Source organism: Listeria rocourtiae subsp. hofi (assembly GCF_963575615.1).
In the GTDB taxonomy this organism is placed as follows: Bacteria; Bacillota; Bacilli; order Lactobacillales; family Listeriaceae; genus Listeria_A; species Listeria_A hofi.
This window is the reverse complement of record NZ_CAUYTL010000002.1, coordinates 205,956-218,771: the sequence shown is the minus strand read 5'-3', so window position 1 is coordinate 218,771 and position 12,816 is coordinate 205,956. Positions and strand designations below refer to the sequence as shown.

Below are 12,816 nucleotides of genomic sequence, written 5' to 3'. Positions count from 1 at the left end.
AAATGTGCTTTTAAAGCTATAATAAATAGTATGAAAAAAATAATGGAAGACTCACCTAAAAAAAATATTTCTACTGTGCAATCCGTTGATAAAGCGCTTTTATTATTAAGAATGATCAGTGAAAGTAAGATTGGACTTTCGATTAATGATCTTATCGCCAAAACGGGATTTAACCGTACAACCATTTGGCGCTCACTTAATTCTCTCGCAGAGCAAAGCCTTATTGAACGCAATGCGCAAACAAAGCTTTATACAGTCGGTACATTTTTTTATTTGCTATCAAATAAGAATAATTACCATCAGTTTCTTATTCGCCGGACGCACCACTTGATGAAAGAACTGTGCGCCGAAGTTCATGAGAGCGTGCATCTAAGCCTGCCACTCACAACAACGACTTTAACCATCGAACAATTGGTGCCTAAAGATCAAGTAAAGCTCATTGATTATATCCATGTTGAGCTGCCACTTCACTCCACTTCAAGTGGCAAAATTGTTCTTAGTTTGCTGGAAAAGGATGACTTGGAGGCAATTCTCGCTGGGCATTTAACGAGTTATTCACCGAGTACAATTACTGATCCAGCCAAGCTCCGCGCCGAGATTGCTTTGATTCAAAAAAATGGTTATGCAACTGTATTTGGCGAGTTAGAAACGGCTGAAAATGGGCTTTCTCTTCCGATAATGGACCAAAATCAGCAGTTAATTGCTTTGCTGAGCGTTTCTGGACCAGGTTTTCGGTTCACTAAGGACAAGATGAACGAAGCATTACCGATTATTAGAAAATATCGTGATTTAATGACAACATCGATACTCCGTGAAACAAGTATGGAATAATTCAGTAGCAAGATTCGCGCCGTCCACTAAAAATGGGAGTTGCGTTATCTTGCTTTTTTGATATATTATTCACAAACTAATTTATCCCCTTCAATGCAACAATAGCCTATCTGATGCTTGCTAAAAATAAAGTATTGACAAAGTTTGTGATTTTGTCGTAGGATAGAGAGCGAATAGTGAAATTATTTTTTCGCTATCCGAACTTTTTTAATCCCCCAGCAAAAATGTTTTTGTAATCCCTTACATTTAGGAAATAGGAGGATTTACTTATGTCGACAAGTACGAACAATTTGATTCGATTAGATGACGCACCTTTAAATAAATTTCATATTAAAATCGCTGGTTTAACGTTTGGAGCCCATTTCACAGATGGCTATATTATCGGTGTTATCGGTTTTGCTTTAACACTCATTCAACCACAAATGGGACTCACGCATCTTTGGGTTGGTTTAATTGGTAGTTCGGCGCTAATTGGTCTATTTTTAGGAAGCTTGCTTTTAGGTTGGATTTCTGACTATATTGGCCGTCAAAAAATTTTTGTGACCAGTTTCATTATTATTACACTTGGTTCAGCGCTACAGTTTTTTGCGGATACGCCATTAGAATTGTTTTTATGTCGCGTGTTACTAGGAATTGGGCTTGGTGGGGACTATAGCGTCGGGCATACAATGCTTGCTGAATTTGCGCCGAGAAAACATCGTGGGGTTTTGCTTGGATCGTTTAGTGTGATATGGACATTTGGCTACGTTGCGGCGAGCTTTGTGGGCTTTTATATGCAATCAATAGGTCCTGATGCATGGCGAATTATGCTGGCTTCTTCTGCTTTGCCTGCTTTCTTAATTTTAATTTTACGAATTGGAACGCCGGAATCACCTCGTTGGCTAATCAGTAAAGGCCGTAAAGAGGAAGCACTTGCAATTGTGCAGAAACATGTTGGAGCAAATGTGATGTTGGATGATGAGATGGTGGAGTCCACTAAAAAACGTAGCTTCATGGCATTATTCAGTAAGGATATGAGAAAACGGACGGCTTTTAATAGTTTGTTTTTTGTTTGCCTTGTTATTCCCTACTTTGCAATTTATACTTTCTTGCCGTCGATTTTGAATTTGATGGGCCTTAGCGAGAATTTTGGAACTGATTTACTGCTTAATGTAATCCTAATCGTTGGGGCTGTACTTGGTATTTGGTTCACAATTATCTTCTCTAGACGCGGCTTCCTGATTTATTCTTTTATTTTTCTCAGTGTGATGTTGGTGCTTTTGAGCGTCTTGCCAACGAGCGCTAGTTTCTTGATGATCGTTGTTTTTGCCGGCTTTACACTGATTATGTCTGCAGTTAGTAACTTGGTTGGTGTCTTTCCTGCTGAGAGTTTCCCGACTGAGATTAGGTCGCTAGGTGTTGGTTTTGCAACATCAATGAGTAGATTAGGTTCGGCAATGGGTACTTTCTTGCTGCCAATTACAACGGCAAGTTTTGGTATTCAATTTTCAACAATGGGGCTTGCAGTTATTCTCATTATTGGAACGATTGTATCGATTGCTTGGGCGCCAGAAACGAAAAATTTGACGCTTTCCGAAGCCGCAAAAGATGTTGAACGCCTTAAAAAAGTAGCGCTTAAGGGAGAGAAATGACGTGAATATTTTGCAAAATAAAAATGGTTTGCTGACAAATCTTCAATGGTCAAAAGAGGCACGCGATAATCGTGGAATGACGCCTTTTTCACCGAGCCGAGTATTGAATTTAGAGCAGGAAATGGCGATGCAAATGGCGCGAGTTCAAGAATTACCGACAGCTTTTTTACAGTATTTGTTTTTGCGTACGCTTCGTGAGCAAAGGAAGGATCTGTATTATACACTGGTTAGGGCAAATCTTGATGTATTGTTGCCAATTGTTTATACACCAACGATTAGCGAGCCAATTAAGCGCTTTAGTCATTGTTATGATGGAACGGCTGGTATTTATTTTTCGATAGACCAGGTTTTAGAATTATCTAACTTGATGGCAATGGTGAAAGCGCAGCATCCACGAATTGATATCGTGATTGTAACAGATGGTGAAGGTATTCTAGGTATTGGCGACTGGGGTATTGGTGGTAGTGAAATTGTGGCTGGAAAAGGTGTTGTTTATACGGTGGCCACAGATATTCCAGCTGAGCGAATTTTGACTGTTATGCTTGATGTTGGGACAAATAATTCAGAATTATTAACGGATCCATACTATCTTGGATTACGTCAAAAACGCGCTTTTGGCGTGGAATATGATGATTTTATCGGAGCATTTATTCGCGAGATTCAGGATTTTTATCCAAATGCCCTACTTCACTGGGAAGATTTTGGGCAAAAAAATGCGAGCAGGTTATTGCAAAGATATGTAGACTTATTTTCGTTTAATGATGATATCCAAGGGACTGGGATTATTGTTTTAGCAGCGCTTAGTGCAGCATTTAAGCGGATCGAAGCCAATCTCCATGCGCAACGAATTTTTATTTTTGGGGCTGGAAGTGCTGGGCTTGGGATTGCGTCGCAGATAAAGGATTGGCTAATAGATCGAGGTTTGACAACTGATGAGGCGAATTCCAGTTTCTACTTCTTTGGAAAAGATGGACTGATTTCGGAGCAAAAGGACTTGGCTGGGCTTTCTTTGGCAGAGGCGGTTGCTACGCTTCATCCGACTGTTTTAATTGGGACATCGACTGCCACAGGTGCTTTTACGAAAGAAATTGTGACATCGATGGCAAGTTTTTGTGAAGTACCTATTATTTTTCCGATTTCAAATCCAACTACTTTGGCTGAAGCGCAACCTCAAGATTTATTTGATTGGACGGATGGTAAAGCTTTAGTTGCAACTGGAAGCCCTTTTGCAGACGTGATTTTTAAGGAGAAGCAACATCGGATTGCGCAGGCCAATAATGCGTTGGCTTATCCTGGGCTTGCTTTAGGTGCGATTTTAGGCGGTGCTACGCAGATTGATACAGGGATGCTTTCTGTTGCAGCGGAAGCAATTGGCTCTTTTGATACGCGTGACGATACACTGCTCCCTGCAGTTTCTGAATTATTTGATGTATCAATGGCAGTTGCAAAGGCTGTGGCGGAATATAGTTGTGGTGAGATTTGGAGTGATGCTAAGTTTGAGGAAAGGATGAAGCATTACTTGGAAAATGAGTAAAGAAAAAGGTATAAAATCCGATTTTGGATTTTATACCTTTTTGGTTTGGCGCCTCCGGATCCAGCTCCAACAGCCAGCCTCTCGGAAATTTCGTGGCCTCCGCAAAAACCAAAAGAGGGTTTTCACTGCGCCCCCTATGTTGTGGTTCTTAAGTAGCGTTTTTTGCTGATTTAGAACCTCAATATGCATGAGAACGAAGTGAGCATGTAATCCATGTTCTATGTCATGCTCAGCAACTCCGGATCCAACTTCAACAGCCAACTCCTCGAATACTTCACGCCCTCCGCAAAAAGCTAGGTCGGCTTTTTACTGCGGCCGCTCCAGTTTTTGTCGGAGCTGAACGGGCCGTTTCAGCACTTCCCTACACTTCCATTATTATCGGCAATATCATTGGCCTACGTTTCGTTTGTTCGAATAAATATCGGTTCAATTGGTCGCGGATGTCTTGTTTTAGTTTCGCCCACTCGAATTCTTTATCTTGTAAGTTCTTCTCGACAATCTTTGTTACGACTTCGGATGATTTTTCCAATAGATGCTCAGATTCACGAACGTAGATGAAACCTCTTGAAATGATTTCCGGTCCAGAGATGATCGCTTTGGACTTACGGTTCAATGTAACAACAACGATAAAAATACCATCTTCTGATAATAGTTTACGATCGCGCAGTACGATATTCCCAACATCTCCTACACCGAGTCCGTCAATCAATGTATTCCCTGCAAACACTCGGTTTCCAGCGCTCATGCGACCATTCTTATATTCGATAACTTCACCTTTTCCGGCTACGAATACGTTTGATTTCGGGATTCCGACTTGATATGCTAGTTTAGCGTGTGCAATCAGCATCCGATACTCACCGTGAACTGGGATGAAGTATTTTGGTTTCATTAAGTTTAACATTAATTTTAAATCGTCTTGACTGCCGTGACCGGATACAAATAAATCTCTGTTCATCGTTAATACAGTTGCATCTGCTTTGTATAGCATATCAATCGTTTTCGCTAAAATAGTTTCTGATGACGGGGATGGCGTCGATGTGATGTAGATTGTATCGCCTTTTTCGACATTTATTTTTGGATGCTTACCTTTTGTCATCAGTTGTAATGATTGAATTGGTTCACCAAGATTACCTGTTTCAATGATGACAAGTTTGTCTTTTGGTAGCTTTTTCGCTTCTTTTAATGGCACAACAAGTTCTTCGCTCTGCAACTGAATCTTGTTCAATTTTACCGAAATATCAAAAACGCGTTCCAATTCTTTCCCTACGATTGCAACTTTACGATTTGTCGCAAATGATGCGTCCAAAACTTGTTGTAAACGAACGAGATTAGAAGCCACACACGCTACAATAACACGCCCTGGTGCAGAATGAAAAGCGTGGCGAATTTCCTCATCTATAAGACTATCACTTGATGTAGCACCGGCATGTTCTGCCTCAGAGCTATCAGAAAGTAATGCAAGCACACCTTTTTCACCAATTTCAGCGATACGACCTAGGCTAGTTTCATATCCTGGTTTTGCGGATTGATCAAATTTGAAATCGCCTGTATAGACAATCGCGCCTTCACTTGTATTTAAAATAATACCGACAGAATCAGGAATTGAATGCGTTGTACGGAAGAATTCTACATCGATATTTGGGAATGATAATTTCGTTTTTCCATCAACAATATGGAAGTCGTTGAAGCGAACTTTTTTATGTTCTTTTAATGCTGCTTTAGCAAGTGCAATTGTCAATTCTGTTCCATAAACTGGCGCCTTAATTTTGGCCAAAACGTATGGTAAAGCTCCGATTGCATCTTCATGACCGTGCGTTAGAAAAATAGCCTCGATCCGGTCTTGATTATCCTCTAAGTATTTAATGTCTGGAATAACGACATCGATGCCCAACAATTCGTCTTCTGGGAACATCAAGCCTGTATCCATAATATAAAGAGATTCATCCACTTCAGCTACGTATAAATTCTTGCCACTTTCATCCACACCGCCAAGTGGGATAATCTTAATATGTTTTGCTTTTTTTATTGTCAAAGTTATTCCTCCTTCCTCTTATTTCAAATAATTTTTGTATGCTGCTTCAATTTTTGTAATTTCTGTGTCTGTTAATGGCGCGAGTGGTAATCGTAAGTGCCCAACATCAATGTCTAATTTATTAACCAGATGTTTCACCGGAGCTGGATTCGGAGCGATGAATAGCGTGTTCATTAACGGCACTAGCTTACCATGAATTTCTGCTGCTTTCTTCGTATCGCCTTCGTCAAAAGCGCGAAGCATCGTCTGCATTTCAGGCCCGATAATGTGGCTCGCAACTGAAATAACACCCGCTCCACCAAGTGCATAAATCGGCAATGTAAAACTATCATCACCACTGTAAACCGTAAAATCATCACTAGTTTCTGCAATAATTTTTGTGATGTTATCAAAATTACCGCTAGATTCTTTTACTGCGACAATGTTCTCAATTTTGGATAGTTCAATAATCGTTTCTGGTTCTATATTTACAATCGATCGACTCGGAATGTTATAAATGACTACTGGTAACGTCGTCGCCTCTGCAATTGCCGCAAAATGAGCGTACAGACCAGCTTGGTTTGGTTTATTATAGTACGGTGCCACGATTAGAACAGCATCAATACCGCCGATTTCTTCTACTTCTTTCGTAAAAGCGATTGTTTCCGCCGTATTATTCGAACCAGTTCCTGCAATGATTTTAGCGCGTCCTTGGTTTGTTTCCACGACCTGCTTGAACAACTTAATCTTTTCATCGTGCGAAATAGTTGGGGACTCACCCGTTGTACCTGCTACTACTAGCCCATCTGAACCATTTTCAATGAGGTGGTTGACTAAACGGTGAATTCTTTTTTTGCACACTTTATCTTTCTCAGAATTGTACGGCGTCACCATGGCTGTCACTACTTTTCCAAAATCCATTATGTTATTCCTCCTCCAATTCATTTTCAATGCAAAACTCGTCATGAAGTGCATTTACTGCGGCGATTAAATCCGTTTCTTCAACTAGAATCCAAACTGTGGTATGACTATCTGCTGACTGCAAAATAGCGATGTTTTCACTGGATAAAGCAGATACAATCTTAGCGGTAACTCCTGGTACACCTGCGATTCCCGCTCCAACGATGGAAACTTTCGCGCAATTCTCGGTCGTTTCGGCCACGTAAGATGCTTCCTTCAAGAGTGCCAACACGTGTTCACGCTTTTGTTCTGGTACGGTAAATACAATCTCGTTTGTCGATATATTAATAAAATCTAAACTAATACTTGCTTCCGCCAAAATTGCGAAGGCTTCCTGCTGGGTATGGACATGGTCTGTCTTAACACGAAGCTGCGTCAAATTCGTCACATGTGCAATCCCTGTAACAAGGCGCTCCTTCACATCAAAACGACCGCTAACATCGGTTTGCGACGTAACAAGTGTGCCCTCTCCCTTTAAATATGTCGAACGAATGCGCAACGGAATCTTGGCCTGCATCGCAATCTCAACAGCACGTGGATGAATCACTTTGGCACCTTGATAAGCCATGTTGCTAACTTCATTATAACTCACAGTCGGCAAAGAACGCGCATTTTTAACAATTCTCGGATCGGCTGTGTACATTCCATCAACATCCGTAAAAATATCAATCCTTTCGGCGGCAAGTGCTACGCCAAGCGCTGCAGCAGAAGTATCGCTTCCACCACGACCAAGCGTTGTGATATCACCATTTGGCGCACTACCTTGAAAACCTGCAACGACAACAATATCGACGGTTTCCAATGTCTGGCGCAATCGCGTCACATCCACCTCAGAAATTTTGCCCGCCGTGTATTCACCGGATGTCCTGATTCCAGCTTGAGCCCCTGAAAACGCCGTAGCCTTGATATCAGCCTCTAAAAGCATATTCGTGAAAACCGCTGTAGAAATCGTTTCACCAACAGAAAGCAGCATGTCTTGTTCACGTAATGACAACCGCGTTTCTTTCGCCCCAATGAGTTCCAGCAACGTATCCGTCGCGTAAGGATCACCTAATCGACCAATTGCCGAAACAACAACAACAACTTTATAGCCTTGATCGATTGAACTTTGTAAATGATTAAATGCAAGCTGGCGGGACTCCTCGTTTTGAACGGAAGTCCCACCAAATTTTTGCACGATAATTTTCATTCGTTACACCTCAATTATTTCGCGTTTTTCAGATGATTTTTTGCTCGATTAAAGATTCAGCAATTTGAATCGAATTCCACGCTGCGCCTTTTAGTAAATTATCCGATACAATCCACATGTGGAATCCTTTCGAATCGTCTAAATCATGACGAACCCGCCCAACGAAAACCTCTTTTTTACCAGCAGAACTCGCCGCATGCGGATATACTTGATTCGCCGTATCATCTTCCAAAACAACACCAGGCGCATTGCGCAGAAGTTCTTGAATCTCAGAAACTTTGACATTATCCTGATCCACTTCGATGTAAACCGACTCCGAATGTCCCGTGATAACTGGAATACGCACACACGTTGCCGCAACTTTCATTGACGCATCGCTCATGATTTTCTTCGTTTCATTGACCATCTTCATCTCTTCGTATGTATAGTCATTATCCGTGAAAACATCAATCTGTGGCAACGCATTAAACGCAATTTGGAAATGCTTTTTATCGCCTTTTACCGGCATCACAGCAGGCGTAAAATCTTCTCCATTCAAAATAGCTTGAGATTGCGTTTGCAACTCTTCAATTGCTTGAATACCAGAACCAGAGACAGCTTGGTATGTCGAGACGATAATCCGGTTTAAGCCGAAAGCTGCGCGAATCGGTTGTAATGCTGCGACCATTTGAATTGTCGAACAGTTCGGATTCGCAATAATGCCTTTGTGCTCACGCAACGCCTCAGGATTCACCTCAGGAACAACAAGCGGTACATCTGGATGCATCCGGAACGCACTCGTATTATCGACTACAATTGCGCCATGTGCCACTGCATCTTTTGCAAAACGTTCAGAAATCGAACCACCAGCACTGAACAAAGCAATATCCACACCCGCAAAACTTTCAGGCGTTGCTTCTTTAATTTCTACTTCTTCCCCGCGGAACATCAATTTCTTACCAGCTGAACGAGCCGAAGATAAAAATGAAACTTCTTTTATAGAAAACGTCACATCTTCCAGTAATTGAATCATTTGCGTCCCAACAGCACCAGTCGCGCCAACAACAGCCACGTGATAACTTTTTGTCATTCTATTTCCCCCTTGGATTTTATATATTTTGTCGAAAAAGGAAAACAGAGCTCCTTAATCGGACTTCGTTTTTTCACATTTAACTTATCATACCATAAAAGAAGCCATTTATCAGGTTTTTGCACGGGATTTTGAGGAGAAATTGAAAATTTTTATTTCGGCTGAAAACTTGTTTGCATTTTTTCTGCATTTTCCACGTGCTTTTTCATTGTAAGATAGTTCTTGTAAGACAGCATAAATAGAGAATTGGAGTTGACACAAATGGATGAAATGGTAAAAACAGTACAAAGTTGGTTGAACAAAACGTATCAAGGATATGTCGCGAAAGGCGATTATCAAACGATTCCTGAAAACGGAAAAACGGGCTGGACGACGGTGTATGCGTTGACGCGCGCCCTTCAAATTGAACTTGGCATCTCACCTACCGCGGATAATTTCGGGCCGGGAACGGAGAAAGCATTCAAACCGCTAACTATCGGAGCAAGCGACGCCAAACCGAGCAATATCAACTATATCCTGCAAGGCGCGTTTTACTGCAAAGGCTACAGCCCCGGCGGTTTCACAGGGGTATTCGGCGGACAAACGCAAATCGCCGTTAAAATGTTTCAAAAAGACGCTGGACTCTCGACGCAAGATGGTGTCGTATCGACGATTATTATGAAATCCTTGCTTAATATGAGCGCGTTTCAGACGGTAAGCGGTGGCATTTTCGCCGTTCGGACCGTTCAGCAGAATCTAAATCGAGATTACAGCGCTTGGATTGGCTCGCTCGTTCCATGTGACGGTTTATACGGTCGCGACACGAATACATCGCTCATTTACGCCCTGCAAAAAGAAGAAGGCATGGCGCGCACGACAGCGAACGGTAATTTTGGGCCAGGTACAACGACAAATCTGACCAACCTGATCCCCACTTTTACATCGAACAAGGCGCTCGTTCTACTTTTGCAATACAGCCTTGCGTGTAACGGCCTGCCTATTAATCAGTTTAGTGGAACATATGACGCTGAGACAACGAACCTCGTGAAGCGCTACCAAGAATTCATGAAAATGAGCATCACGACCGGTGCGATTAATATGGGCACGTTCAAAGCCCTCCTTTCCAGCGCCGGCGATCCGAACCGTGCCGCGACCGCCTGCGACACATCGTACGTTCTGAATACCGATCAAATTGACACCCTATGGAACGCTGGTTACCGCTACGTTGGCCGCTATTTAACAGGAAATGTCATCCGCGGCGGCACACGCGTTCCAAAAGCGATGAATCCGACCGAAATCGCAGCGATCCTGAAAAAAGGACTGAAAATCTTCCCAATCTATCAAGACGGAGGCTATGAAATTCCCTATTTCGAGGTACCACTTCAAGGCATTAGCGACGGATATAAAGCCATTGATGCCGCGTACACTCTCGGTTTCCCAGCAGGAACAACGATTTATTTTGCGGTCGATCTAGACGCTTACGACTATCAAATTACAGACCTGATCGTGCCCTACTTCCAAAACCTGCGCGCCGCATTCAAGCAAAATCAAGACCTGCACTCGTACCAAATTGGCGTTTACGGAGCCCGCAATGTGTGTAGTCGCCTGCAAAACGCAGGACTCGTCGATAACGTTTTCGTCGCCGATATGTCCACCGGATTCAGCGGCAACCTCGGCTTCCCGATGCCAGACAACTGGGCGTTCGATCAATATTTTGAAATGTCCATTGGCACAGGAAACGGAAAATTAGATATTGATAAAGTGACGTATTCCGGCGCAGATACAGCCGTTTCAGTCGTGACGCCACCACCAGTGAGTGATACACCGAGTTCCGCGGCGGTAAATCGTGCACGTTTGATGCGAGTTCGTGATGTGTTGTACGGAAACTCGAGTTTAGCCGCGTTGGTTGATGATAAGGTTACGTTTGAGTTAGAGATGGAGAAAACTAATGTACGAGTAATATCACCAAATTTAACCGTTGCATTTACTGCAAGTGCAAAATTAGTAAACTCAGGTAGTGGAGGAACTACCATCTCTGTAAAAGATGGTAAAGTCAACGCTTCATTTCAACAAGAATTAGCAAATTGGACCGGCTCCCTATCAACAGAAGATGCTGGAAATGCAAAAAAAGTTGTGGCTGATTTAGCGGCCAAAATAGTAGTAGGTGATATTACAGTAAAATGGATGCCAGCTAAAGATGTATTGACAGTTACAATTACAGCAAATGTTCCAGAAATTGAAGTCACGAATAACTATAAAACTAATGCCTCCATGAGCGTTTCGCTAATATTTGATAATAAAAACCGAGAACTTGACACACAAATGAACGCAGTGTCCGAAGCTGTACTCACCGGCTCATTAAAAACCTCTGTTGTAGGTGGCTTACTTTACTGTGCCTATGCTGTTTCTACAATAGGGACTGCCGTTGTTGCACCTTTAGCAGTATCAATAGCTGGATTAATATTACTTATTAAAGTGGTCTTAGATAATTCATCCAGTAAATAGTACTAATAAATCTACATTCGTTGTATAATGGATGTAGATTTATTTATTATACAAGGAGGTTCACCATTGAAAATACCAAAGATAGAACTTGAAAATTTTGCAAATCTTGTAACAGGGTTAATTGAGCAAGCCGATAATATCGAGTCACTTTGCTATGCTCTAAATAGGCTTCCTCTTGAAGAGCTAGAAAAAGTAAAAACATATTTTTCGGGTTCTGCCACACGCGTTGTAGCAATCAGACAACGAGAAATAATAATTGGTTCATTTCTTTCTGGAATGCTAATTTTCCTTTTCAGTACCTATCAGTCTAATTTAATTGTTTTCTTTTTTTGGGCACTATTTTCTGTTACCTGTGCTTTAGAGTTTCTTCGTTTGCTCCTTGCTAGAAAACCAATCCATAAACACATATCTCTTGCATTTAATAGAACTAAATATGATCGCATTATCGCAATCACGGATATTATTTTAAACAAGCGCTATGAAGATGAGTTAAAGAACACACTAGAAAAATTTTCTCCATCGGAAGACATTGAACCCCTAAAAGATAGTTTATAGGAGGAACATCCCTTGAAAATATCAAATTCAAACCGTAAAGAATTTGCTCAACTACTTTCTACTACAGTAGATGTTGCTGATGATGAAGCTACGCTAAATGAAACCTTAGACAAATTATCATTAAATGATTTAGAGCGTTTAAAAGCCTACCTTTCTGGAAATATGTCAATCAGCCTTTTTTTCATGCTTCGGTTTATCGTCATCTATTCTTTCTTGGGCGGTCTACTTGTGTACTTTGTTTATTCATACCAAGGCAACACTAAAATTATCGCGATTGCATTTGGCTTATTGTTAGGAATATTGATAGAGCGTATTTTGCTTATTGTGCAGGTACCACTCCTAACTCATTCAATACTAACTCACCGCAGACGAAAATACGACCGAATTGTCCAAGTCATCGAGACCATCCTAAAAAAACGATATCTCAAAGAATTACAAAATGCCATCATTGATTTCTAAATAAAAGCATCGATAAACGTTGATATAATAGCGTTTATCGATGCTTTTTTGTTGGCTCAAATAAAAATAAAGATGGGCGATTTCAGACAGGTT

General features: G+C 41.4%; 10 protein-coding genes. 6 read left to right on the top strand and 4 right to left on the bottom strand.

Annotated features, from left to right (window positions below; translation table 11 throughout):
* Window positions 1-42 precede the first annotated feature (42 nt).
* The 3 genes from R8925_RS02430 (at window position 43) to maeA (ending at window position 3,996) form a co-directional block, all read left to right on the top strand.
* A complete protein-coding gene (locus R8925_RS02430) occupies window positions 43-831 on the top strand; it encodes an IclR family transcriptional regulator (protein ID WP_430534325.1) in 789 nt (262 codons plus the stop codon).
* A gap of 269 nt (window positions 832-1,100) precedes the next feature.
* Window positions 1,101-2,462, top strand: a complete 1,362-nt coding sequence (locus tag R8925_RS02425; RefSeq protein WP_430534324.1) for an MFS transporter — start codon at window positions 1,101-1,103, stop codon at window positions 2,460-2,462.
* A gap of 1 nt (window position 2,463) precedes the next feature.
* Window positions 2,464-3,996 (top strand): oxaloacetate-decarboxylating malate dehydrogenase, encoded by a 1,533-nt coding sequence (gene maeA / locus R8925_RS02420; protein WP_430534323.1) that lies wholly within the window; start codon window positions 2,464-2,466, stop codon window positions 3,994-3,996.
* 361 nt (window positions 3,997-4,357) lie between these two features.
* Here the strand turns inward: maeA and R8925_RS02415 are convergent, their stop codons facing one another.
* From R8925_RS02415 to R8925_RS02400, 4 genes are read right to left on the bottom strand one after another with little or no spacing between them, the layout of a single operon-like run.
* Window positions 4,358-6,028, bottom strand: a complete 1,671-nt coding sequence (locus R8925_RS02415; RefSeq protein WP_430534322.1) for a ribonuclease J — start codon at window positions 6,026-6,028, stop codon at window positions 4,358-4,360.
* 18 nt (window positions 6,029-6,046) lie between these two features.
* The gene (gene dapA, locus R8925_RS02410; RefSeq protein WP_430534321.1) at window positions 6,047-6,928 is read right to left on the bottom strand and encodes a 4-hydroxy-tetrahydrodipicolinate synthase; all 882 of its coding nucleotides are present in this window, start codon (window positions 6,926-6,928) and stop codon (window positions 6,047-6,049) included.
* Between the two features lie 4 nt (window positions 6,929-6,932).
* Window positions 6,933-8,156 (bottom strand): aspartate kinase, encoded by a 1,224-nt coding sequence (gene dapG / locus R8925_RS02405; RefSeq protein WP_430534320.1) that lies wholly within the window; start codon window positions 8,154-8,156, stop codon window positions 6,933-6,935.
* A 28-nt stretch (window positions 8,157-8,184) separates the two neighbouring features.
* A complete protein-coding gene (locus tag R8925_RS02400; protein ID WP_430534319.1) occupies window positions 8,185-9,225 on the bottom strand; it encodes an aspartate-semialdehyde dehydrogenase in 1,041 nt (346 codons plus the stop codon).
* Between the two features lie 261 nt (window positions 9,226-9,486).
* On the opposite strand from R8925_RS02400, the gene R8925_RS02395 reads away from it, so the two are divergent.
* The 3 genes from R8925_RS02395 to R8925_RS02385 all read left to right on the top strand — a co-directional run bounded on the left by R8925_RS02395 (window position 9,487) and on the right by R8925_RS02385 (window position 12,723).
* Window positions 9,487-11,709, top strand: coding sequence for a glycoside hydrolase domain-containing protein (locus R8925_RS02395; protein ID WP_430534318.1), 2,223 nt, complete (start codon window positions 9,487-9,489; stop codon window positions 11,707-11,709).
* Window positions 11,710-11,775: 66 nt separating this feature from the next.
* A complete protein-coding gene (locus R8925_RS02390; RefSeq protein WP_430534317.1) occupies window positions 11,776-12,264 on the top strand; it encodes a hypothetical protein in 489 nt (162 codons plus the stop codon).
* Between the two features lie 12 nt (window positions 12,265-12,276).
* Window positions 12,277-12,723, top strand: a complete 447-nt coding sequence (locus R8925_RS02385; RefSeq protein WP_430534316.1) for a hypothetical protein — start codon at window positions 12,277-12,279, stop codon at window positions 12,721-12,723.
* Window positions 12,724-12,816 lie beyond the last annotated feature (93 nt).

What these genes read in the sequence shown, in the direction of transcription:
- R8925_RS02395 (WP_430534318.1), top strand. Translation starts at nt 9,487, where the DNA reads ATGGATGAAATGGTAAAAACAGTACAAAGTTGGTTGAACAAAACGTAT.
- dapG (WP_430534320.1), bottom strand. Translation starts at nt 8,156, where the DNA reads ATGAAAATTATCGTGCAAAAATTTGGTGGGACTTCCGTTCAAAACGAG.
- R8925_RS02425 (WP_430534324.1), top strand. Translation starts at nt 1,101, where the DNA reads ATGTCGACAAGTACGAACAATTTGATTCGATTAGATGACGCACCTTTA.
- R8925_RS02430 (WP_430534325.1), top strand. Translation starts at nt 43, where the DNA reads ATGGAAGACTCACCTAAAAAAAATATTTCTACTGTGCAATCCGTTGAT.
- R8925_RS02400 (WP_430534319.1), bottom strand. Translation starts at nt 9,225, where the DNA reads ATGACAAAAAGTTATCACGTGGCTGTTGTTGGCGCGACTGGTGCTGTT.
- dapA (WP_430534321.1), bottom strand. Translation starts at nt 6,928, where the DNA reads ATGGATTTTGGAAAAGTAGTGACAGCCATGGTGACGCCGTACAATTCT.